Annotated in this window: 26 protein-coding genes; 12 read left to right on the plus strand and 14 right to left on the minus strand. The window is 54.5% G+C overall.

Annotated features, from left to right (window positions below; genetic code table 11):
* Window positions 1-2 precede the first annotated feature (2 nt).
* Window positions 3-1592 (minus strand): ABC transporter substrate-binding protein, encoded by a 1590-nt coding sequence (locus tag QBD29_RS12430; protein WP_280098413.1) that lies wholly within the window; start codon window positions 1590-1592, stop codon window positions 3-5.
* Between the two features lie 172 nt (window positions 1593-1764).
* Here QBD29_RS12430 and QBD29_RS12435 point away from each other — a divergent pair, with 172 nt between their 5' ends.
* The 3 genes from QBD29_RS12435 to QBD29_RS12445 are packed head-to-tail and all read left to right on the plus strand — an operon-like array spanning window position 1765 to window position 4142.
* Entirely contained in the window at window positions 1765-2598 is an 834-nt protein-coding gene (locus QBD29_RS12435) for an ABC transporter substrate-binding protein (RefSeq protein ID WP_280098414.1), read from the plus strand.
* Window positions 2599-2604: 6 nt separating this feature from the next.
* On the plus strand, window positions 2605-3414 hold the full coding sequence (locus QBD29_RS12440) for an amino acid ABC transporter permease (protein ID WP_280098415.1): 810 nt from the start codon (window positions 2605-2607) through the stop codon (window positions 3412-3414).
* Complete coding sequence (locus tag QBD29_RS12445) at window positions 3414-4142, plus strand: amino acid ABC transporter ATP-binding protein (protein WP_280098416.1); 729 nt, start codon at window positions 3414-3416, stop codon at window positions 4140-4142. Before QBD29_RS12440 ends, QBD29_RS12445 begins: the two co-directional genes overlap by 1 nt.
* A 48-nt stretch (window positions 4143-4190) precedes the next feature.
* Here QBD29_RS12445 and QBD29_RS12450 read toward each other — a convergent pair whose 3' ends face one another.
* The 8 genes from QBD29_RS12450 to QBD29_RS12485 all read right to left on the minus strand — a co-directional run bounded on the left by QBD29_RS12450 (window position 4191) and on the right by QBD29_RS12485 (window position 11338).
* Window positions 4191-6167 carry a CocE/NonD family hydrolase gene (locus QBD29_RS12450; protein WP_280098417.1) on the minus strand — a complete coding sequence of 659 codons (1977 nt, stop codon included), beginning with the start codon at window positions 6165-6167 and terminating at the stop codon, window positions 4191-4193.
* Between the two features lie 14 nt (window positions 6168-6181).
* Window positions 6182-6943 carry an SDR family oxidoreductase gene (locus QBD29_RS12455; RefSeq protein ID WP_280098418.1) on the minus strand — a complete coding sequence of 254 codons (762 nt, stop codon included), beginning with the start codon at window positions 6941-6943 and terminating at the stop codon, window positions 6182-6184.
* Window positions 6944-7046: 103 nt separating this feature from the next.
* Window positions 7047-8504, minus strand: a complete 1458-nt coding sequence (locus QBD29_RS12460) for a carnitine 3-dehydrogenase (RefSeq protein WP_280098419.1) — start codon at window positions 8502-8504, stop codon at window positions 7047-7049.
* 4 nt (window positions 8505-8508) lie between these two features.
* The gene (locus tag QBD29_RS12465) at window positions 8509-8868 is read right to left on the minus strand and encodes a hypothetical protein (protein WP_280098420.1); all 360 of its coding nucleotides are present in this window, start codon (window positions 8866-8868) and stop codon (window positions 8509-8511) included.
* Window positions 8865-9170: a hypothetical protein gene (locus QBD29_RS12470; protein ID WP_280098421.1), complete on the minus strand. Its 306-nt coding sequence runs from the start codon at window positions 9168-9170 to the stop codon at window positions 8865-8867. The genes QBD29_RS12465 and QBD29_RS12470 overlap by 4 nt, the downstream gene beginning before the upstream one ends.
* Window positions 9167-9709: a lipocalin family protein gene (locus QBD29_RS12475; RefSeq protein WP_280098422.1), complete on the minus strand. Its 543-nt coding sequence runs from the start codon at window positions 9707-9709 to the stop codon at window positions 9167-9169. Before QBD29_RS12475 ends, QBD29_RS12470 begins: the two co-directional genes overlap by 4 nt.
* Before the next feature lie 211 nt (window positions 9710-9920).
* On the minus strand, window positions 9921-10430 hold the full coding sequence (locus tag QBD29_RS12480) for a hypothetical protein (protein ID WP_280098423.1): 510 nt from the start codon (window positions 10428-10430) through the stop codon (window positions 9921-9923).
* On the minus strand, window positions 10427-11338 hold the full coding sequence (locus tag QBD29_RS12485) for a 3-keto-5-aminohexanoate cleavage protein (RefSeq protein ID WP_280098424.1): 912 nt from the start codon (window positions 11336-11338) through the stop codon (window positions 10427-10429). Before QBD29_RS12485 ends, QBD29_RS12480 begins: the two co-directional genes overlap by 4 nt.
* Window positions 11339-11475: 137 nt before the next feature.
* On the opposite strand from QBD29_RS12485, the gene QBD29_RS12490 reads away from it, so the two are divergent.
* A complete protein-coding gene (locus tag QBD29_RS12490) occupies window positions 11476-11970 on the plus strand; it encodes a peptide-methionine (S)-S-oxide reductase (protein WP_280098425.1) in 495 nt (164 codons plus the stop codon).
* A gap of 406 nt (window positions 11971-12376) precedes the next feature.
* Window positions 12377-12955, plus strand: coding sequence for an excalibur calcium-binding domain-containing protein (locus QBD29_RS12495; protein ID WP_280098426.1), 579 nt, complete (start codon window positions 12377-12379; stop codon window positions 12953-12955).
* Between the two features lie 185 nt (window positions 12956-13140).
* On the opposite strand, the gene QBD29_RS12500 is transcribed toward QBD29_RS12495, so the two are convergent.
* Window positions 13141-14187, minus strand: coding sequence for an aldo/keto reductase (locus tag QBD29_RS12500; protein ID WP_280098427.1), 1047 nt, complete (start codon window positions 14185-14187; stop codon window positions 13141-13143).
* Between the two features lie 139 nt (window positions 14188-14326).
* Between QBD29_RS12500 and QBD29_RS12505 the strand changes: the two genes are divergently transcribed.
* The 6 genes from QBD29_RS12505 to QBD29_RS12530 all read left to right on the plus strand — a co-directional run bounded on the left by QBD29_RS12505 (window position 14327) and on the right by QBD29_RS12530 (window position 19535).
* Window positions 14327-14956 (plus strand): hypothetical protein, encoded by a 630-nt coding sequence (locus QBD29_RS12505; protein WP_280098428.1) that lies wholly within the window; start codon window positions 14327-14329, stop codon window positions 14954-14956.
* A gap of 41 nt (window positions 14957-14997) precedes the next feature.
* A complete protein-coding gene (locus tag QBD29_RS12510) occupies window positions 14998-15474 on the plus strand; it encodes an N-acetyltransferase family protein (protein ID WP_280098429.1) in 477 nt (158 codons plus the stop codon).
* A 33-nt stretch (window positions 15475-15507) separates the two neighbouring features.
* Window positions 15508-16191, plus strand: coding sequence for a molecular chaperone DjiA (locus tag QBD29_RS12515; protein WP_280098430.1), 684 nt, complete (start codon window positions 15508-15510; stop codon window positions 16189-16191).
* Window positions 16191-17234, plus strand: a complete 1044-nt coding sequence (locus QBD29_RS12520) for an endonuclease/exonuclease/phosphatase family protein (RefSeq protein WP_280098431.1) — start codon at window positions 16191-16193, stop codon at window positions 17232-17234. The genes QBD29_RS12515 and QBD29_RS12520 overlap by 1 nt, the downstream gene beginning before the upstream one ends.
* 31 nt (window positions 17235-17265) lie before the next feature.
* Window positions 17266-17607 carry a hypothetical protein gene (locus QBD29_RS12525; protein WP_280098432.1) on the plus strand — a complete coding sequence of 114 codons (342 nt, stop codon included), beginning with the start codon at window positions 17266-17268 and terminating at the stop codon, window positions 17605-17607.
* Window positions 17608-17696: 89 nt separating this feature from the next.
* Complete coding sequence (locus QBD29_RS12530) at window positions 17697-19535, plus strand: M3 family oligoendopeptidase (protein ID WP_280098433.1); 1839 nt, start codon at window positions 17697-17699, stop codon at window positions 19533-19535.
* Here the strand turns inward: QBD29_RS12530 and QBD29_RS12535 are convergent.
* The 4 genes from QBD29_RS12535 to QBD29_RS12550 form a co-directional block, all read right to left on the minus strand.
* Window positions 19532-19960: a glyoxalase gene (locus QBD29_RS12535; RefSeq protein ID WP_280098434.1), complete on the minus strand. Its 429-nt coding sequence runs from the start codon at window positions 19958-19960 to the stop codon at window positions 19532-19534. The genes QBD29_RS12530 and QBD29_RS12535 overlap by 4 nt on opposite strands.
* A gap of 57 nt (window positions 19961-20017) precedes the next feature.
* A complete protein-coding gene (locus QBD29_RS12540; RefSeq protein WP_280098435.1) occupies window positions 20018-20287 on the minus strand; it encodes a DksA/TraR family C4-type zinc finger protein in 270 nt (89 codons plus the stop codon).
* A gap of 18 nt (window positions 20288-20305) precedes the next feature.
* Window positions 20306-21205, minus strand: a complete 900-nt coding sequence (gene rpoH / locus QBD29_RS12545) for an RNA polymerase sigma factor RpoH (RefSeq protein ID WP_280098436.1) — start codon at window positions 21203-21205, stop codon at window positions 20306-20308.
* A 154-nt stretch (window positions 21206-21359) separates the two neighbouring features.
* On the minus strand, window positions 21360-22397 hold the full coding sequence (locus QBD29_RS12550) for a pseudouridine synthase (RefSeq protein ID WP_280098437.1): 1038 nt from the start codon (window positions 22395-22397) through the stop codon (window positions 21360-21362).
* Between the two features lie 19 nt (window positions 22398-22416).
* Between QBD29_RS12550 and QBD29_RS12555 the strand changes: the two genes are divergently transcribed.
* Complete coding sequence (locus tag QBD29_RS12555) at window positions 22417-22695, plus strand: DUF6476 family protein (RefSeq protein WP_280100963.1); 279 nt, start codon at window positions 22417-22419, stop codon at window positions 22693-22695.
* Window positions 22696-22770 lie beyond the last annotated feature (75 nt).

The following is a 22770-nucleotide window of genomic DNA, read 5'->3' on the forward strand; positions in this document are numbered from 1 at the left end:
TCTTACGCGAAATGTGTACGCATCGCCGCAAAGCCGTTCATCAGCTCCGCATTCGGATCGCCTTCATAGCCAACCACTTTGTCAGATACCGCATCCACAAAGTCGTTGAACATTGGGCAAATCAGGCCGCCAGTGTCGCGCACCATGTAACCCATTTGCGAATACAACGCTTTGCGTTTGTCGTTGTCCAACTCGCCTTTGGCTTGGTTCAGCAACGCATCGAACTCTGGGTTCTTAAAGCGTGTGTCGTTCCAATCCGCTGTGGACAGATACGCGGTCGAATACATCTGGTCTTGGACCGGACGGCCACCCCAATAGGACGCACAGAACGGCTGTTTGTTCCACACTTCAGACCAGTACCCATCGTTCGGCTCACGCTTGATCTCGAGCGGAATGCCCGCTGCACGCGCGCTTTCTTGGAACAACGCCGCCGCATCAACGGCCCCTGGGAAGGCACCATCAGCAACACGCAGAATGATCGGAGACCCATCATGGCCTGATTTCTTGTAGTGCTCTGCCGCTTTCGCCGCATCGTATTCACGTTGTGGAATGCTCTCATCGAACAACGGATAGGCTTTGTTGATCGGCATATCATTCCCGACAGAGCCATAGCCGCGCAGGATTTTATCCACCATATCCGTGCGGTTGATCGCATGTTTCAGCGCCATACGCAGTTCGTTGTTGTCAAACGGCGCAGTGTCCGCATGCATGATGAATACATAATGCCCACGACCCGCTACGTTTTTAATGGATACGCCTGGCGCACGGTCAATCAGGTTTGCAACCTTCGGATCAACACGGTTGATCATGTGAACCTGACCAGATTGCAACGCCGCTGTCCGCGCTGTTGCATCATTGATCACCAATACTTCGGTACTGTCGTATGTGGCACCACCGTCTTCACGCCAGTAATTCGGGTTCGCTTTCCACAAATGGCGGACACCAGGCTCGTCTGCTTCCAGCATATATGGCCCCGTGCCAACACCATCAGCCGCATTTTCCATGCCGCCCATTGGCTGCACGATCAGGTGATAGTCCGCGATCAGGTACGGCAAATCCGCACTTGGCGCCGTCAGCTTCATCACCAGATTGTCACCATCCACAGACATCTCATCGATGCCTTTCATGATGCCCAGCGCCCCAGATTTAGACTCGTCATTTGAATGGCGCTGCATTGTCTTCAGCACATCATCAGGTGTCATTGTCTTACCGTTGTGGAACTCAACACCCTTGCGGATCTTAAAGCGCCATGTTTGCGCATCGTCGCTGGCCTCAAAGCTCTCGGCCAAACGCATGTCCAATTCGCCATTCTGATCCACACCCAGCAGCGTGTCACCAAACAAACGTAGGTTCAAAAACGGTACAGAAGACGCAGTCAACGCAGGATCCAGCGTATTGGTGCTCTCACCACCGCCCAGACCTTGAACCAGATGCCCACCCTTTTTGTGTGCCGCTGCGTTCGTAGCGTCCGCAAACATCGTGCTGGCCACACCCGCAGACACGCCCAGCGCCCCTGCACGACCTAAAAATTCACGACGCGACACCAGACCCTTCGCAGCCTTCTTCGCCAAATACGACAGTTCATTGCTCATTAAATCATCCTCCCAAGATGTATCAGATTCTGTATTGCACCAGCTTGCGGCGGATCACCCATCATGTGCAAGCCTTTCTTTGCTAACAATTTTCGCCCTGACAGTCCGCCGCGCTGGACAAGCGGATCACTTTGCGCTTCCCTAAGCATGACATTCAACTCGGAGAGCCCCCATGACCTTTCGTTCTGCTATCAAATCATTGTCCCTTGGCATCGGCATCTCGCTTGCCGCCTCTGCGGCCATCGCGGGCGGGCACTGCGCCGCTGGCAAAACCTTCACAGATGGCAAGCTGACCATCGCCACTGGCAACCCTGCCTATTTTCCTTGGGTGATGGACAACGACCCCGCCTCTGGCCAAGGATTCGAGGCAGCAGTGGCCTACGCCGTTGCTGCCGCCATGGGCTTTGACAAGGCCGATGTGGTCTGGACCTCTGCCTCTTTTGACCAATCCATTCAGCCCGGCGACAAAGAATTCGATTTCAACCTGCAACAATTCTCGATCACCGCAGACCGTGAAAAAGTTGTCGATTTCTCCGAACCCTACTACTCCGCCGCTATGGCCGTTCTCACCCGCAAAGGCGTGGTTGAGGCAGGGGCCACCGCCGATCTGGCCAGTCTGAAAACCCTCAAATGGGGTGCAGATGCCAACACCACGGGCGCGACCATGCTTGCCAACCTGATCGCACCAGACTCAGACCCGCTTTTGTACAACGATAACAACGATGTAGTCGCCGCCATGAAGGCCAATCAAATCGACGCAGCTCTCTTTGATCTACCAACCGCACTTTACCTCTCTGCCGTGGTTTTGGATGACGGCGCCATGCTGGGCCAATTCCCCGCTGACCGCTCCGAAAACCCCGATCAATTCGGCCTGTTGATGTCCGAAGGCAACCCGATCAAAGCCTGCGTAGATGAGGCCCTCAAAGCGATCAAAGCAGATGGAACCCTCGCCAAGATCGAAGCCCAGTGGCTTGCAGAAACCACAGGCGTGCCAGTCATCAAATAAATCCAGATGACCCCAAGACAAGAATACGAGCTGCGCCGCAAACGGCGCAGCACGCTCATCGCGCTCACCTCAACGGCTGCGGTGATTTTGGCGTTTGTGCTGCTGATCCCGCTCGCGCCCGGTTGGCCCGCCGTTAAATCCAGCTTTTTCAATTGGGAGGTATTTGCGAAATCCTTCCCGGGCCTGCTCGAAGCCTTCCTTCTCGACGTGGCCATTTTCGCATGGTCCGCCCCTGCCATCGCAATCTGGGGTCTAATCATTGCGCTCTGCCGTGATACCCGCAACCCAGCACTTTACCCGCTGCGCCTGTTTGGCGCGGTCTACACCGATATCTTTCGCGGCATCCCTGTGGTGCTGATTGTCTACCTCATTGGTTTTGGCATTCCGGGCCTTGGCCTGTCGCGCCCATGGAACTCCCCCTACATCTGGGGCAGCCTTGCACTGATCCTCACCTATTCCGCTTATGTGGCCGAAATCTTCCGCTCTGGCATCGAAAGCGTGCATCAATCTCAACGCAATGCCGCCGCCTCTCTTGGCCTGTCAAACAGCGATGTCATGCGCTTTGTGGTGCTGCCACAAGCCATCCGCCGTGTCATCCCTGCCAACATGAACATGTTCATTGCCCTGCAAAAAGACGTCGCACTCTTGTCCTTTATCGGCCCTGTTGAAATCCTGCGCCAAGCAGGGGTCTACAAATCGCTCTTCGCCAATTTCACCCCCTACGTGGCTGCCGCCGTGATCTTTTTGTGTATCACCATCCCCGCCACCCGTTTTGCTGATCATCTGATTGCCAAACAAAATCGGGCACGCAGCTAATGGCCCACCTCACCATCAAAAACGCGCAGAAATCCTTTGGCGATATCCAAGTCCTCAAAGGCATCGACCTCACGGTAAACGCGGGCGAAATGACCTGCCTTATCGGCGCGTCTGGGTCTGGCAAATCCACGCTCTTGCGCACCATTAACCTGCTTGATCCGCTCGATGATGGCACCATCCACCTGAACGGCACTGAAATCTCGACCCCAGGGCTCGACCCCCAGCCAATCCGCCAGAAAATCGGCATCGTATTTCAGTCGTTCAACCTCTTCCCGCATATGACGGCGCTCGAAAACGTCCTCTTGGCGCCGCGCCGCACCACAGGCAAATCCCGCGCCCAACTCTTGCCCGAAATCGAAGCCCTCTTCGACCGTTTCGCCCTGCCGGACCGCATGCAAAACTACCCCGACCAACTCTCAGGCGGCCAGCAACAGCGCATCGCCATCATCCGCGCCCTCGCGATGAAACCAGAAATCATGCTGTTTGATGAAATTACTTCGGCCCTTGATCCCGAACTCGTCACCGAAGTCCTCGACGTGCTACGCGATTTGAAATCCAGTGGCATGACCATGATCCTCGCCACCCACGAAATGGCCTTCGCCCGCGATGTGGCCGACACGGTTTGCTTCCTCGATCAAGGTGTCATCGTCGAAAGCGGCCCACCCGAAACCATCTTCACCAACCCAAGCGAAGACCGCACCAAAGCCTTTTTAAACCGCGTTCTCTAGGGCCTAACCTTTTTCTTGGTCAAAATATCCGCGCCACAGGCATCTTACTCAAACCTTCGGTACAACCGCACGCCAATCGCGTTCAAACAGCGGCTCATCCCCCTCAAACGCTTCGAGCTTCGCTGCCACCACAAAAACGCCATCCTCAGACGACAGCGCCACATGGCTCTTGGTATGCACCATCCAATCCCCCCGCCCATAGGACCGTTCCCAAGCAAACTTCGCGCGCGCTGAACGCGGGTCGCCCTCAGTAATCTCAAACACCTCATGCACTTTTTGCGCCGTCTTCAATCCCGTCTTCGGGTTCTCAATCAACCCATCATCCCCAATGATTTCCTGACGCCAAACATCCCCGTCTAGGGTGACATTCTTACTCTCAACCCGCTGTGTGAACCGCTTAAAATCAATCGGCACGGCCCCTTTCGCTGGATCAAAGGCCACATCAACGCCCTCCCCATCCAACACAGGCACACGCAAGGCTCCCGCCGTCACAGTCAGCGTAACAGGTTCCTCCTCTGGCCAGACAAACGGAAAATAACTCGGTGAAATCGCCACCCGCAACCGATGCCCAGCTGGCAAGCGATAGGCCGCTTGATCCAGAACAACCTCCACATTAACCGCCTCGCCAACAGGCATATCCACAACTCGATCATGCCCATCACGATGCCGCAAATTCAAAAATCCATGCGCAATTAACGCCGATGTCCCATCGGGGCGCAAATCCGTCAACCGTACCGCCACCTGTGCGCGCGGTTGATCACTGGCAAGGGTCATGGCAACCGTACAGGCGCCAACAATCTCCAATTCCTCGCGCAACGCCGCACTGTCAAAACACATCGACTTGGCATCATCACCCTGTTGGTCATCGGGCAATTCCCCAGGCCCAAACCCAAACGGAAAATACTCCCCCGTCCCTTGCCCACAGGCCACATCCGTCCCAACAGACCGATCAACATCCCCTGCAACATCCGCCAAGCCCTCACCAGTAAACGCCCAAGCCCGCACACCAGACCCATTGGCTTGATCCAACCCGACCCAACGCCCCGTCCGCGTTTCAAACGAAACCTCAGGCGCAACACTGTCCATCACATAAGCCCGATACGCAGGATCCCGATCCACCCCCCGATCAATCCCCTTCAGCCAATGATCCCACCACCGCAGCATCTCGCCCAGAAAATCAATCTGCGGCCCTGGCACACCAATATGGGGATATTTGTGGTTCCACGGCCCCACAATCCCCTTCACTGGCGCATCCAAATTCTCCACCAAATGCGCGGGCGTGTTGCGATATCCATCATGCCAACCGCCAACGGTCAAAACCGCCGCCTTGATGCTGGAATAATCCTCACACACCGACCCATGCGCCCAATAGTCATCGCGCACTTGACGTGAAACCCAACGCTCCGCCAAAAACGGTGTGTTTTCCAACCGTTCCAACCAAATATCACGCCAGCCATCCCCCACCAGTTCAGGATCAGGGGGGACCGAAAACCACGACAACGCTGTTGCCGCCCAGCCAGGGTTCTCACCGAGCATCACCCCGCCTTTGTAATGGATATCATCCGCAAACCGATCAACGGTTGAACACAGCGATATCACCGCTTTCAACGGCTCAGGGGCCAGCGCCGCGATTTGCAAACTGTTAAACCCGCCCCAAGAAATCCCCATCATGCCAACCGCACCAGAACACCATTCCTGCGCACTTAACCAGTTAACAACCTCAACCCCATCCGCCAACTCCTGTGGCGAATACTCATCCTCAAACAGCCCCTCACTCTCTCCACAGCCGCGCATATCAACCCGTACACACACATAGCCATGTCCCGCCAAATATGGATGTGTCCCCGCATCCCGCGCCGCCGTCCCATCCCGCTTGCGATAGGGCAGATACTCCAGCACCACAGGCACAGGCCCCGCCCCAACAGGAAACCAAACCCGCGCCGACAATTCCACCCCATCAGACAAGGGAATCCGCAGATCCGCCTCTTCAACCACGTCAAATGGAAACTCCGTCACGATCTGCATAGCGCCACTCCGTTTTACACTTTGGGATCAGGGTTCTCCGTATGCCCATCCACCGAAATCACCTGCCCTGATACCATACGGGCCTTCTCTGATCCAAGAAACACCGCCATATCCGCGATGTCTTCTGCCCGCACAAAGGATTTCATCGAAACCCCTGCGGCATACCCCTCATAAATTGCATCCCGCGTGGTTCCTTTGGCCGCCGCCTCACGCTCCAGAACCCCCTCCATGCGCGGTCCTTCCACCGCACCAGGGCAAATCGCATTGGCGCGTATCCCAAACGGCCCCAACTCCATCGCCATGGTTTTCATCAAGCCAATAATCGCCCACTTCGCCGCCGCATAAGGTGCGCGATTGGGATAGCCATAAATCCCCGCCGTCGAAGACGTAAACACGATGGACCCAGCTCCCGCCGCCTTCATCATCGGCGCTGCATACTTACACGCCAAAAACGCCCCCTCCAGATTGACCGACACACAGGCCTGCCAATCCGCAAGCGCCACATCCTCAACCAATGCCGTCGGCCCCGCGATCCCCGCATTCGCACAAAGCACATCCACCCCGCCCCAAACATCCGAAACCTCGCCAAACAAAGCCGCCATCCCCGCCTCATCCGCCGCGCTCACCTCGCTCACACGCCACGCTTCAGGACAATCAGCAAGCGCCGCACCATCCACATCCGTCACCCAAACATCAGCACCAGCCGCCGCAAATCCTTCGGCCATCGCACGCCCAATGCCCGCCGCCCCTGCCGTAATCAAAACACGCTTTGCCATCCCGTGCCCTTCCTTCTTTTGGCCAAAAATATCCCGGGGGTCTGGGGGCTGGCCCCCAGCTTGTAGCCTGCGGTCTGGGGGCTATCCCCCAGCTATCGACTGTTTACCGCCCTTGCCCAACAAAACGCCCCATACCCTCAGGTACAGGCAATCCCTCATGCGCCTTAGCCACTTCCACCAGTTTCGCCTCTATCTCAGGCGCAGGCGGGGCCGCCTTGCGCGTCTCCAAGCTCACGTGGATCAGCATATGCTCCGCCGTTGCCAGCACACGCCCATCGGCGGCCTTCATAAAGTGGAACAGGTGCATCTTCTTACCCGCCCCCAGCACAACTTGCGTATCAATTTCAATGACCTCACCCGCCTTGGCTTCATCCAAATGACGAATATGCGTTTCGGCCGTGAAATAACTACCACCCTTCGCGATATACGCTGCATCACAGCCAATCAGTTCCATAAACCGATCCGTGGCATCCCCGAACGCCTGCAAATACCGCGCCTCGTTCATATGCCCGTTGTAATCGAGCCAATCGAGCGGAACAGTACGCGCCACAGTGCGCACCAGCCCATCCATATCAGGGGTGCCAATCGCCTCTTTCACACCCGCGTCATAGTTGGCCAGCACAGACCCAGCCCCCCAATTCTGCGCTTTAAGCGCCCGCATCATGCCCACAAGGTTGGTATCACGAATGCGCTCCAACTCGCGGATTGAATACATGCCAGATTGTGCATCCGACTGATCCGCCACCTTTTTGATCAACGCATCATCCAATTCAGGCACATCCATCAGCTTTGACAAAGGCCACTCCATCGTCGGCCCAAACTGGCTGATGAAATGCAACATGCCAGCTTCACCACCCGCAATGCGATAAGTCTCAAACAGCCCCATCTGCGCCCAGCGCAAACCAAAGCCAAACCGCATCGCATCATCCAGCGTTTCTGTGTCGCAAATCCCATCCTTGATCAGCCAAAGCCCCTCGCGCCAAACAGATTCCAACAACCGATCCGCAATATGCCCAAGGATTTCTTTCTGAATTTTCAATGGCTTCATGCCAATCTCGGTCAGGATTTCCATACAGGTTTCAATGGCATCCTCAGACGCCGTTGTCCCGCCCACGACCTCGACCAAAGGCAGCAAATACACAGGGTTGAACGGATGGCACACCATGATGCGCGATTTATCCACCTGCTGGCTCGACAACTCGGTTGGCGTGAAACTGGATGTGGACGATCCGATCACCGCATCCTTGGAACAGGCCTCGGTGATTGCGGTGAACGTCAGATGTTTGATGTCCATCCGCTCAGGCACGCTCTCTTGAATGTAACGCGCCCCGGTCACAGCTTCGGCAATGGTACCATGAAAACTGATCTTGCCTTCTTTGGGCATCACATGATCGCTCAGGCTTGGCAAGGACCGCCGCGCATTGTCCAGAACTTCACCGATTTTGCGCTCCGCTTCGGGATCAGGATCATAAACCTGCACGTCCCAACCGTTCAGCAAAAACCGTGCCGCCCACGCGCCACCGATTACGCCCCCGCCAATAATAGCCGCAATTTTTGTCATAGTCTTACTCGCATCGTTTAAATTTCGTCATCGAAGGCCCCTCGCGGTATAAAAAGAGAGTGTTTCCTCCCTCGACCAGAACCAACATATTTTCGTCAAAGGTTTCCCCTTCCGCCGAACAGCTCAAGTTCAGCAGATACCCACCATCTACGACCAAAGGTTCGTGATTGATGATGTCACAGGTGTTTTCATATCCCGCCAGTTCAGTGTCTGTCAGAAAAATTGGAACCGCATCCGTGGTCTCTGCGGTATTGGAACACCACGCCAGATCAAAGGCCCATTTACCTGTCCATTCAGGCGCTGCATTGGCTGCACCGCCCGCGCAAATGCTGGCCAAAAAACCAACAACAACAACGGCTTTCATGGCTTATCCTCCCTTTTGTATTCCCCGCTAAACCAACGCGCGATAACAACCACCCCTAACAACACACCCGCAAATGCAGCGCTGATCACAATCATCACGCCGTACACGGCTTGGGGCAGCAAATCTCCGCTATGGTGATCTGCCAAACTGGTGTTGTTCATTCCCCAGATAAACATGGCAATGCCAACACCCGCAGCGATCACACAAGCCATCAGTGGCACTATCAAATGCACCCCTGTTTTAACCAACCCAAACAAAAGAACAGGCCCGACAAACACAAGGATCAGTAAAAAGCTGCTCATTCCCCAGTCCTCTGCTTGGGCCAGACCAACTGATCCAAATCATACCCATTGTCCGACAAGACATTCATCGCCCAGTCTTTTTCCGCCTCGCTCAATCGCGGTGTTCGCGCCAGTATCCACCCTGTGGTGCCCTTGGGCGCCCCCACAACCGCAATGTCATAGTCTTGCAAGCCCAACACCCAATAATCACCCGATGCGATCCATGACAGCCACGGCACAAACGTCACGCGCAGCTTGCCAGCACTGTCCACCGTTGCCACACCTTCCGCCTGCTCTTTTGGTCCATCCAGCGTGCCTTTGAAACAGGTGTTCAGCACCGAAACCTTACCATCATCGCGCAGGCCATACTCCGCCGTCACCCCAACACAGCCTTCTTCAAACCGATTGGGAAAGCGGGCAATTTCATACCACTTGCCAAGGTACTTTTTGGTATCCAACGTATCCACTGTGGTCATCGTGACAGAGGTATCGCGGTACACAGTGGACCCACATCCGACCAGCACCAGAATGCAAACGGCAAAGATCGACAAAAACCGCATCAATTCAACTCGCTCTCAACTGTATAACCGTCGGGCATATACCCTGGGCACAGATTGTAATTCGGTCGCCCGGACCGGCGCGTTTCTTCCGCCAACGCACGACACTCTGCAACATTCAGGTTTTGTCGATTGCTCTCGCTTTCAGGCGCCGCACAGCCCATCAAAAATCCCGCACTCAAAAGTGTCACCAAAATCCGCACGTGCATCTCCTTTACCCTCCAACCGCGATTAGCTTGCTGGTATCAAACCCATTCTTGCGCAACAAAACCCGTGCCGCCTCAATCCGATCCGCACCACCACTGGCGCTGCGATCCACGATCACCGCCGCGCGTCCATTTCGCGCTGCAAGTGCTGCCGTGCGAAACCCCTCATCAACCCACAGCACAACCACCTCTTCGCTCATGCGCCGCTGCCCGATGTAATCAAGGAAAAACACACCCGCCTGGCTGATCCGAAGACGGGCCGCCGCATCTGGGTTTGATTGCACCCAGGTGCCTGTCGTTGCACCGCGTGGCACATCAAAGGTAAACCGATCAAACGTCCAAGCGTCCTCAAACCCTTCGCGCACAACCCAATCACCCGAAAACCGCCCTGCTTCAAACCGCGAAGTGGCGGCCATAGTCACCGTTGGGTTCCATATCAGCGACACATCTCGGCGCGGCGCTTCGGGGACACAGCCCCCCAAAACCGCCACCGCCAACAGCGCCGCAAAACGCATCAAACGGGCGCTCGCTTGGTCAGACCCAGCTTTTTGCGCACACCCTCCGCATCCATCACAGACGCCCCCATACGCTCGATGATGCCAACCGCATTTTCCACCAGCATTTCGTTCGTGGCCAAATTCCCGCGTCCGAGCATCAGATTGTCCTCAAGCCCCACACGCACATTGCCCCCCGCCAATACAGACGCCGCCACAAACGGCTGCTGATGGCGGCCCAGCGCAAACGCGGACCAGTTCCAATCGTTTGGCACATTGTTCACCATCGCCATAAACGTGTTCAGATCATCAGGCGCCCCCCACGGAACCCCCATGCACAATTGCACCAGCGCAGGGCTGTCCAAAATGCCCTCTTTCACCAACTGCTTGGCAAACCACAAATGCCCTGTGTCAAACGCCTCAATCTCTGGCTTCACACCGCAATCTGTCATCATCTGCCCCATGGCGCGCAACATGCCAGGGGTGTTGGTCATCACATAATCCGCCTCGGCAAAGTTCATCGTGCCACAATCAAGCGTGCAAATCTCGGGACGGCACTCAAGCACATGGGCCATGCGCTCTGTCGCGCCAATCATATCCGTTCCTGCCGCGTTCACGGGCAGCGGGTTTTCCACATCCCCAAACACCATATCCCCACCCATGCCAGCGGTCAGGTTCAGCACAATATCAATATCCGCATCCCGAATACGCTCGGTCACCTCACGATACAGTGCCAAATCACGGCTCGGCACACCCGTTTCTGGGTCGCGCACATGACAATGGGCCACCGCCGCCCCTGCCTTGGCCGCTGCAATCGCGCTATCGGCAATCTGCTTAGGCGAACGCGGCACGTGCGGGCTGCGATCCTGCGTCCCGCCAGAACCTGTAATCGCACAAGTGATAAAGACGTCTGTGTTCATTTCCAAAGGCATGATGCTCTCCCATAACTGTTGGGATCACCATGCCGCGCGCGATGTGGAAAGACCATGCTGTTTTCGACAAAACCATGCCCAAAGCGGCGGAATTTCTCACCCTTGACGGCATCTATCGCCCGTCACATCTATGATCCATGACAACACATTGCAAAATAGCCTTCGGCGGCGGTTGCCATTGGTGTACCGAAGCGGTGTTTCAGGCGCTGCGCGGCGTCCAACGGACCGAACAGGGCTTCGTGCAATCCACTGCCCCCAATGACACATGGTCCGAAGCCGTGATTGTTCATTTTGATCCCGCAGCGATCCCCCTTGCCACCCTTGTCGAAATCCACGTGCGCACCCACGCGTCAACCTCTGCCCATAAAATGCGCGGCAAATACCGCAGCGCTGTTTACACAGCCACACCCGACCAGACAGAGCCCACGGGCCAAACCCTCGCGGCGCTAGCCCCCGAATTCGACGCACCGCTTGTCACGCAAATCCTGCCCTTGATCGCCTTCAAACCCAGCGACAGCCGCTTTCACAACTACTATGAAACCGACCCGACCCGCCCGTTTTGCAAAACCTACATAGACCCTAAACTCGCCAAACTCCGCACCGACTTCACACGGCATTTGAAAGAGTCGTAGGGCGTCCCGTTGAAGTGATTAATTCACCATGCCGCCAACTGGGTCGTGCGCAGCACAGCCCGCGCCTATCACCGCGGCAGTGTTTTGGCACAAAACACGAGAGCGGCGACCAACGGATACCATAAATTCACCAAGCCACCAACTGGGTCGTGCGCAGCACGGCCCGCGCCCGACCTCCCCCACGGGAGGGCGCACTGCGATATCGCATCTAGGTGAAACGTATCAAAAATGCGGCAACCTCAGACCAAACATAAAAGGACGAGCGCCCACCCGAGGTCGGCCGCGGGCCTTGTGACTTAGTTATAATAACTGGCCTCACAATTTGCCATAAGATCAGGGTCTTGTGAAAGCCAACCTATTAAGGTTACGTTAATATAATATTAACTATTTAATCTCCGAGCACATTATGAAAATCAAATCCCTTTTTATTGCTTCGGCCATCCTTCTGGCTGCTTGCGCATCAACCAATCCAGTCTCCATCAATAGCCAAGTAGAGAGCCTTCCAACCTCAAGACTTTGGTTTGAACAGTCCACAACACGTGATCCTCTTTTCCTCGCTTTTGCAGAAGCCGAGTTAGCTCGAAGAGGTCAAAATAGTTCAGGGCCATATTACCTAGGTAATCGAACCTTGTCCGCACTCGACAAACCTCTTTACGACAGATCACAGCCCAGCAAACGCCGTCGCGGGGGCGCAGATTTGAAGAACTGTTCTGATTTTCCGTCCTCTTTTGCGGCACAGAAATACTTCTTGTTAAGTGGTGGCCCTACGATTGATCCACATGGTTTGGATGCGGATGGCGACGGTTTTGCTTGTGAATGGGGAACCCAGTTAAAGAGGACGGTTTCGAAGTACAAAGCAAACCGCAGAATTGCAGAAAGGAAGCGCCGGGCGGCAGCACGGCGATATAGCACTTGTTACACTGGTCCGAGAGGTGGAACTTACACAATCACGGCTAGTGGGCGTAAAAACTATGGTGGGTGTTGAACCCAACGCCCCCCAAACGCAACACTCCGTATTAACCATTCGCCACCCGCAAACTTTCTGGGTGGTTTGCACCCATTGTTCTGGGTAGTTTGCTTTTTCCACAAACCGCCCAAAACCAGCAAACCTTACTCCACCGAACGCCGTTAAAAAACGGCCTTCAAAACCCACCAAAATCCACTCGAAAATCAGTAGGGCATCGGGTGTGCGCGATGCGCCTGATCGAGGTCCTTCATCACCTCATCTGACAGCTCAACATCCACTGATCCGAGCGCCACATCCAGCTGCTCCATCGTCGTCGCGCCAAAGATTGCCGTGCCCATAAACGGCCGCGTGCGGCACCATGCCAGCGCCATTTGGCAGGGGTCCAACCCATGTTTCTGCGCGATTCCAACGTATACCTCAGCCGCCACCATACTGCGGCTGGTGATCCGCCCGCCAAGGTCATTAACAAAAGTGCGGCGCGATCCTTGTGGCGTCTGATCCCCCAGATATTTCCCGCTCAGAATCCCAGTGGCGAGCGGCGAAAATGACAGCAAATCCACCTTCTCATGGTGGCTCATTTCCGCCATATCCGTATCGTGCGTGCGATACATCAGCGAATACTCGTTCTGCGTTGAAACGGGCCGTGGCGCGCCCAACTGATCCGCCATCACGCACCACCGCGTACAGCCCCACGCGCTTTCATTGCTCAGGCCGAAGTGTCTGATTTTACCTGCCTTTTGCAACTCCGCCATGGTCAACAGCACTTCTTCCATATGCCGTTGAACCTCGCCCGTGTCTTGCCCCGTCGCATCAAAGCTCCAGTTTTGGCGAAACTGAAAAGACCCCCGATTGGGCCAGTGCAATTGATAGATATCAATGTAATCCGTCTGCATGTCCGTCAGCGATTTTTCAATCGCCACGTGGATGGTATCTCGACTGATCGGCGCACCGTCGCGCACGTTCTTATACCCTGATCCTGACACTTTGGTCGCCAGTAAAACATCCCCCCGTTTGGCTGGATTTTTGGCCACCCATTCTCCGATCACCCGCTGTGTGTCCCCTTGGGTTTCCTTGGACAACGGGTTGGTTGGATACATCTCTGCGGTGTCGATGATATTCACACCCCGCTCCAACGCGCGATCAATCTGCGCGTGGCCCTCTGCAGTGGTGTTCTGCGTGCCCCACGTCATGGACCCGAGCGCCAATTCACTAATTTTTATCCCTGTTGTGCTAAGCTCTCTCATTCGCATGATTGTTCTGCCTTTTAATCTGTCTTGTGTTGCGTGCCACTCTGGCCCAATTCTGTCCCCCGTCAACGCGATAAAAAAGTTTTCCCCGATATGCGAAAAAATATTGAGAACAAATCAAGAACATGTTAACACTTAATTCATGCCACCCATCGACAGAAAACCCCATAAAACACCATCAGAACTGATTTTTGCCAAGACAGAATCAGACGTTTTATCAATTCCCTACAACCGCACGAGCGAGGTTTGCGGCCCCTCCAGACGCAGCCTGACACTCATGCTCGCCAGCCTGATGGACGGCCCGATTTTGTGGATCAAACCCAGCTGGCATCGGCTCGATTTAAACGCCCAAGGCATCGTCAATTTTCTGAATCCTGGTCGCATCACATTCGTGGAACCCAAACGCGCAGATGATGTGTTGTGGTGCATGGAAGAAACCCTTCGCACAGGCACCGTGCCCACTGTCATTGCCGAATGCGACACTCCACCGGCTCTCACCCCCATCCGTCGCTTACACCTCGCGGCGGAACAAGGGGCCAAGATGGGCAAGGTGAAGCTCCTCCCCCTTTTGCTGACCCCAGCAGATGGTGGCGCACAGGGCATCGAAACCCGTTGGCACGCAACACCGCGCCATTGCGCAAAACACAGCCGTTGGCTGATTGAACGCCGCCGCGCCCGCATGTCCCCCCCCGCCGCATGGACCCTTGATTGGAAAAACGCCATCGCGCGGGCCCAATCCACCACGGGCGCTCAGAGCATTGCAGCGGAATAAATCCACCTTGACAGCTTGGGGGAAACACCCATCCTCGGCGCATGAAAATACGCCACGCCAAACCCAGCGACGCCCGCCAAATTTGCGACATTTGGAACCCGATCATCCGCAACACAATGATCACATTCACAACAGTCGAAAAAACCATTGGCGACATGGAACAGCAAATCAACGGCCCCGATCCATTCTTTGTTGCAACCGACGCTGACAGGCTCCTTGGCTTTGCCACCTACGGCCCATTTCGCACAGGACCTGGCTATGTTCAAACCATGGAAATCTCAATAAATCTTGACGACAGCGCACGTGGCAAAGGCATCGGTCGCCAGCTGCTTCAAACACTGGAATCCGCGGCACGTGACAACACCATTACCGCGCTGATCGCCGGGGTCAGCAGCGCCAATCCATCCGCAATCGCCTTTCACAAAGCGAACAATTACTCTGTGGTTGGCACGCTCCCCAAAGTGGGGCAAAAATTTGATCAAAGACTTGATCTGGTTTTGCTGCAAAAACTGCTGTAACCAGACAGTGGGATAGCACAAGAAGGACGGCCCATGTCAATTTGGACCCGCATCGCAGAGGCCCTGTCGGCCCTTGCCAATGGCGAAAGCCTGTCACAGGTATTTGATTCACTTAAAACACCCCCAGAACGTTCGGTTGCTTTTACCATCGCCGTGATCGGTTTGGGGGCCAAAATGGCCAAAGCAGACGGGCTTGTCACACGGGACGAAGTGGCCGCCTTTCGCCAAGTGTTCCACATTCCCACCCGCGAAGAAGCACAGGCCGCAAAGGTCTTTAACCTTGCCCGTCAAGACGTTGCTGGTTTTGAGGTTTACGCAAACACCATTTCCAAAATGTTCAAAGACGACGACATCGTACTGGAAAACCTGATCGAAGGTCTGTTCTATATCGCCATGGCCGATGGGCAATATCATCCATCTGAGAATGATTTTGTTCACACGGTTGCAAATGTTTTTGGCATAAACGAACGCAGCTTTCGGGGCCTGCGCACCCGATTTGTGCCTGATGCGCCGCCCGATGCTTACGACGTGCTTGGCGTGACCCCTGAAACACCGCTGGAAGACATTCGCAAAGTATGGCGCGCCAAAATTCGCGAAACCCATCCAGATCAGTTGATGGCCCGCGGCCTGCCAGAAGAAGCCATCACAATGGCCACCAAACACATGATCGCGGTCAATCAGGCCTGGGAAGTCATTTCTGAAAAGCACGCCAGCTGATGCGGCTTGCCACCTATAATGTGGAATGGTTCGCCAGCCTGTTTGATCAGAAAGACAATCTGATCAACGATAACAGTTGGTCGGGCCGATACGATGTTAAAAAGCGGGATCAAATCGCGGCATTGGGGCATGTTTTCCAAACCCTCGATGCGGATGCGATAATGATCATAGAGGCCCCAAATTCTGGTGGCACCCAATCATCAAAAGCAGCACTTGAAACCTTTGCCAAACGGTTCAAACTGCGCCAGAACACCGCGATTGTTGGGTTTGAAAACGACACCCAACAAGAAATTGCGCTGTTATACGACCCAACTAAAATGGAAGTGACCCACGACCCCCAAGGCGTTGAAAGCGGCGAAACGGGATCACGAATAGCCCCCCGTTTTGACAGTGTTTTCAAAATTGATCTTGATACAGACGCCGAGGCAGACACGGTTACGTTTTCAAAACCGCCTCTTGAATTGGCGCTGAAACCGTTTGACGGGCCGATCATTCGACTGATTGGCGTACATGCAAAATCCAAAGCGCCTCATGGTGCGCGCACCCGCGAAGAAGAAGTGCGCATTTCTATTGCCAACAGGCGCAAACAATTGGCCCAATGTATTTGGCTGCGCCAACGGATCGACGATCATCTGGCCGCTGGGGACGAACTGTTGGTGATGGGGGATTTCAACGATGGACCTGGGCTTGATGAATATGAAAAATTGTTCGGGCAATCTGGTGTAGAAATTGTGCTTGGCGTGAATAAACCCGCCAGCGAAACCCTGTTTGACCCGCATGCCAGCACATTACTGGCCCCGCGCAGCGCACGGCCCACCACCGCGCGGTTTTACAATCACAAAACCAAAACCTATTTAAATGCCCTTTTGGATTATATTATGATTTCCCCCAAATTGCGCAGCCAGACGCAACCCACATGGAAAATCTGGCATCCCTTTGATCATCCGCAGTGTTTTTCAGACAAAACCATGTGCGACGCGCTGTTAACGGCCTCGGATCATTTCCCAGTGACCATTGATCTAAATTTCCCTCCCAAGGGCTGAAATTTGCGGGGACCCCCCTTATATTGAGGGGATGAAACATATTTACGCCTGCTTGATCACCCTTTCCCTGACGGCCCCTGCCCATGCAGAGGACACGACAATGTCCGATCTTTTGGAACAGTTTGACGATCTGTCAAAAAACGCGCAAACCCTGCTCGAAGGGTGGGTTGCCGACATTGGGCCCAAGATCGAAGAGCTGGGACCGACGCTCGAAAAATTCGCCGACAGCATCGAAGACATGAGCAGCTATCACCCACCTGAAGTTTTAGAAAACGGCGATATTATCATTCGCCGTAAAACCCCGTTGGAGCCAAAACCAAAGGCGGAACCAAAAGCCGAAGAGCCGCCGAAACAAGAGCCGATTGATCTGTAACGCCGCGCCCAAAACTTCCGCGTGATCGCTCTTTCCCTTGGGCGGCGAAAACCCTACATATCGCAGAACACTGTTTTAGGAGACCTGCGATGAATCCCTTTTCTGCTTACCCTGCCCCAGACCTGCCCCGCGATGTGCGTGATGCCGCATCGGGTGATGATTTGGGCAATCTACCAGAATGGGATCTGACGCATTTATATCCTGCTGAGGACAGCACGGAGCTGACTCGTGATCTGGAATGGCTCGGCACCGAATGCGCGGCATTTGCATCCGACTACGAAGGCAAACTGGCAGGTCTGTCAGGGGATGATATGCTCACCTGCGTTCAGCGGTATGAGAAAATCCAATCCATTTCTGGGCGCATCATGTCCTTTGCGGGCCTGCGGTATTATCAAGTTACAACAGACCCAGATCGCGCCAAATTCATTGCGGATATGCAGGGGCAGATCACTGACTTTTCAACACCATTGGTTTTTTTCTCGTTGGAAATGAACCGCATTGATGACGATGTGCTCAACGCCATGCTGGATGCCAATGCAGATTTGGCCCGCTATAAACCCGTGCTGGATCGGATGCGGGCGATGAAACCCCATCAACTGTCTGATGAGTTGGAAAAATTCCTGCATGATCAATCAGTTGTGGGCGCAACAGCGTGGAATCGACTGTTTGATGAAACCTGCGCAGCGTTGGAATTTGATGTGGATGGGCAGGTTTTGAACCTTGAAGGAACGGCAAATCTCTTGTCCGACCCTGACCGCGTCACGCGTCAAAAAGCAGCGGAGGCATTCGCCAAAACCCTTGGGGAAAACATCACGCTGTTTGCCCGCATCACCAACACGCTCGCCAAAGAAAAAGAGGTCGAAGACCGCTGGCGTAATCTGCCAACCCCGCAATCTGGCCGCCATTTGGCCAATGATGTGGAACCCGAAGTGGTTCAAGCCCTGCGTGATGCCGTGGTTGCGGCCTATCCAAAGCTGTCCCATCGGTATTATGCGCTCAAGGCGAAATGGATGGGGCTTGAAAAACTGGAAATGTGGGATCGCAACGCGCCCCTGCCTGATAGCGATGAAACAACAATTCATTGGGATGAGGCACGGGCTGCAGTGACCAAAGCATACGCCGCATTTTCCCCAAAAATGGCCGATTTGGCCGAGCCGTTCTTTACACAAGGCTGGATTGACGCCGCCGTAAAACCTGGCAAAGCACCGGGCGCGTTTGCGCATCCAACTGTGACAGACGCACATCCCTATGTGATGCTGAATTACCTTGGAAAACAACGGGATGTGATGACGCTGGCACATGAACTTGGCCATGGCGTGCATCAGGTTCTGGCAGCGGATCAGGGCGAATTGCTCTCCTCCACGCCCCTAACACTGGCGGAGACCGCATCCGTGTTTGGCGAAATGCTGACCTTCCGCACCCTGCTCGATGCAGCCCCCGATCAGGCGGCGCGCAAGCGACTGCTCGCGGGTAAAGTCGAAGACATGATCAATACGGTTGTCCGCCAAATTGCGTTCTATGATTTTGAATGCAAACTGCACGCCGCGCGAGCCGAAGGCGAACTGACACTAGACCAGATCAATGAAATCTGGATGTCGGTGCAAGCAGAAAGCCTTGGTCCTGTCTTCAATTTCATGGACGGATATGAAACGTTCTGGTCCTACATTCCGCATTTCATCCATTCCCCATTCTACGTCTACGCTTATGCGTTTGGTGATGGTTTGGTAAACGCGCTATATGCGGTGTACGAAGAAGGCGATGCCGATTTCGAAGAGAAATACTTTGAAATGCTGCGGGCCGGTGGATCGAAACACCACAAAGAACTGCTCGCACCCTTTGGCCTTGATGCCAGCGATCCAAAGTTCTGGGACAAGGGCCTATCTCTGATCAGCTCTATGATCGACGAATTGGAAGCGATGGAAGACTAACCATCGCGCGATGGGATTGCGGGTGAAAACGCATATCCCTCTGGGCTCAGCACTGTCCCTTCATATAACCCGTGCGGTTTGTCCTGCGCGGGTTCAAAAATGCTCCCCCCAAAGCTTTCTGCTTTGGGTAGGGCCACATCGGGATCCACACCAAACACAAAAAACTGTGTCCCCGCTCCGCGCGGCGGATTGTCGGGCAGCAGCCCTTGCACCGGGTGGTTTCGATAGGTGGCATCATGATGGATTTGCACAATTGTGCCCTTCATCACCACAATCGCAAAGTCATCTGAAACACGATAGGCGCTGGCGTCAAACACCCCAACCAAGAAATCCACCAACCCACGCACGTTTTGCGTTAACAGGTTAATGCCGATCCCTGTCAGGCTTTGACCAAAATCGCTTGAGGAAACAGTTTCAAAATCCATGGCGCGCCCCTTTGAGTTCAGTCCACTGAAACAGACAGATCGCCACCAACACAAGCATTACTTTAGCTGGCTGTCCTTGCTGCCCCGTCGATTGATCCCTGGACGTGCTTTGAACGACGCGTCCCGATCCATCTGACAATCAATGCAAATCTTCACGCCTGGAAGCGCAAGTCGCCGTTTTTCAGGGATTTCTTCTTCACATTCCGCGCAATGAGTCAGACTTTCGCCAAGCGGCTTGCTGCGCCCTTTCAGACGCAACAACTCATCTTGAATGGACGCATCAATCTGTTCTTGAACAGCGCCATCTTTGGCCCAACCACCTGCCATAGCTCCTCCGATCCTGCGTTAAGCAGGTTCTTTCAGCATACCTTTTTCAACGGCCATTTCACGCATTTTCTCTTGCAGCTTTTCAAACGCGCGCACTTCGATTTGGCGGATACGTTCGCGGCTGACATCATATTCACTACTCAACTCTTCCAGTGTTACCGGCTTGTCTTGCAATTTGCGTTTGGCCAAAATGTCCTTTTCGCGGTCATTCAGCACATCCATCGCTTCAACCATCAGGGCACGACGGGCCTGCAGTTCGTCACTTTCGGCATAGGATGTAGCCTGATCGGCGGTTTCATCTTCCAACCAATCCTGCCATTCCGCCGCCCCATCGCTGTCTTCGCCACCCACGCGGGCGTTCAGGGACGCATCGCCCCCCGACATACGACGGTTCATGGAAACCACTTCGGCTTCGGTTACATTCAGATCATTGGCGATCCGCTTCAGGTTCTCGGGGCGCAAGTCCCCCTCTTCCAAAGCACCAATACGATTTTTGGCTTTGCGCAGGTTAAAGAACAACTTCTTTTGGGCCGATGTTGTGCCCATTTTCACCAGCGACCAGCTGCGTAAGATGTATTCTTGGATGCTCGCACGGATCCACCACATGGCGTAGGTCGCCAAACGGAAGCCTTTTTCTGGCTCAAACCGTTTCACAGCCTGCATCAAACCCACGTTCGCCTCGGAAATCACCTCGGCCGTGGGCAAGCCATAGCCGCGGTAGCCCATGGCAATTTTGGCTGCCAAACGCAGGTGGCTTGTCACCAGTTTATGCGCAGCATCCGTGTCTTCGTGATCAATCCATGCCTTACCCAGCATGTATTCTTCGTCAGGTTCCAGCATTGGAAACTTACGAATTTCTTGCATGTAGCGGTTCAAACCCTGTTCCGGGCTTGGCGCTGGAAGATTTGAATAACCCATTTTTTGCGGTTCCTCTTTGGCCCACTTCTGTTGAAATAGAGGTAAGAAGCCAGAATTTCTATTTCAAGGTATTCACTTGGCCACTCTTTGGCGTTTTGTTGCTTATTCTTTGTGTCTTAATCTAAAATTGATGCGGCGAACTGCGATTACTTCGTCATTTCAATTTTGACAAAGCCATCTCTAACATCTTTAAATCATTGGGTAAATCGCTTTCAAACGCGACAGGCTCTCCCGAAATTGGATGAATAAATCCCAGTTTCGCCGCATGGAGGGCCTGACGATCAAAATCTGTGATTACCCTTGCGTCAACTTCGTCCAATCCCGCCACTTTGACACGGCGTCGCGTGCCATAAATCGGGTCTCCGATCAGACCATGCCCAACGTGGGACATGTGAACACGAATTTGATGGGTGCGCCCTGTTTCAAGCCAGCACTCCATCCGCGCCGCACGGCCTCCGAAATCCTCAATCACGCGCGCACGGGTGATTGCATGACGCCCAGAATTGGCCGCAACGGCCATGCGCTTACGATCCGTTTTATGACGTTCAATGTTCGTGGCAATCCGCAACACGCCTCCCGTTTCAAAGGCAACGCCAGGCAGACCGCGCAACCGCGGGTCCGCCGCGGATGGGGCCGTAATACAAAAGGCAACATACACACGATCAATGGAATGATCTGCAAATTGCGCGGCCAGTCCCTGATGGGCTGCGTCTGTTTTGGCAACAACCAGCAATCCGCTTGTGTCTTTATCAATCCGATGCACAATGCCTGGTCGCTTCGCACCGCCTACTCCAGACAGGCTATCGGCGCAGTGATACAACAGTGCATTCACCAACGTGCCATCTTCGGAACCAGGTGCAGGATGTACCACCATGCCCGCGGCTTTGTTCACCACAATCAGATCATCATCTTCATACACAATCTCAATCGGAATGTTTTGCGGCTCTGCCTCCAAGGCCACGGCAACGGGAATGGCCACCTGCCATTCTTCGCCCTCGATCCCTTGGGTTTTCATCTTGGTCACAACCGCACCATCAGACAGGCGCGTCACCGCCCCGCCTTCGATCAATTTGCCCAAACGGGAGCGGCTCAGGCTCACACCCTCTGGCACAACCTCTGCCAGTGCTTTATCAAGCCGCGCAGGCGGAGTGGCGCCAAGGGTCAGCACAAGGATATCATTGGTGTCAGACATAGATCAAAATGGGTCCCAGATGGAAGAACCCGCAAACCTGCGGTTTCTGCGGCGATTGGTGACGGTTTTAACCGCAACCATGATCCTTGGCCTTCTAGCTATCTTCGTCGTGCTTGTCATGCGTTTCTCGTCGGAAACCCCAGTGCCACTGCCAGACACAATCACCTTGCCCAGTGGTGCGACGGCCAGCACCTTTACACACGGGCCTGATTGGTACGCAGTTGTGACCACGGACAATCAAATCCTGATCTACGATCGCACCAGCAACGCCTTGCGTCAGACCTTGCAAATCGAGTGATAGATCAGCGCCTTTTTCTTGGTCTAAATATCCACTGCATGACCTTGCCGCCACGCCCAAACCTCCCCATATTGG

The sequence above is a fragment of the Amylibacter sp. IMCC11727 genome (assembly GCF_029854195.1).
GTDB lineage: Bacteria > Pseudomonadota > Alphaproteobacteria > Rhodobacterales > Rhodobacteraceae > Amylibacter.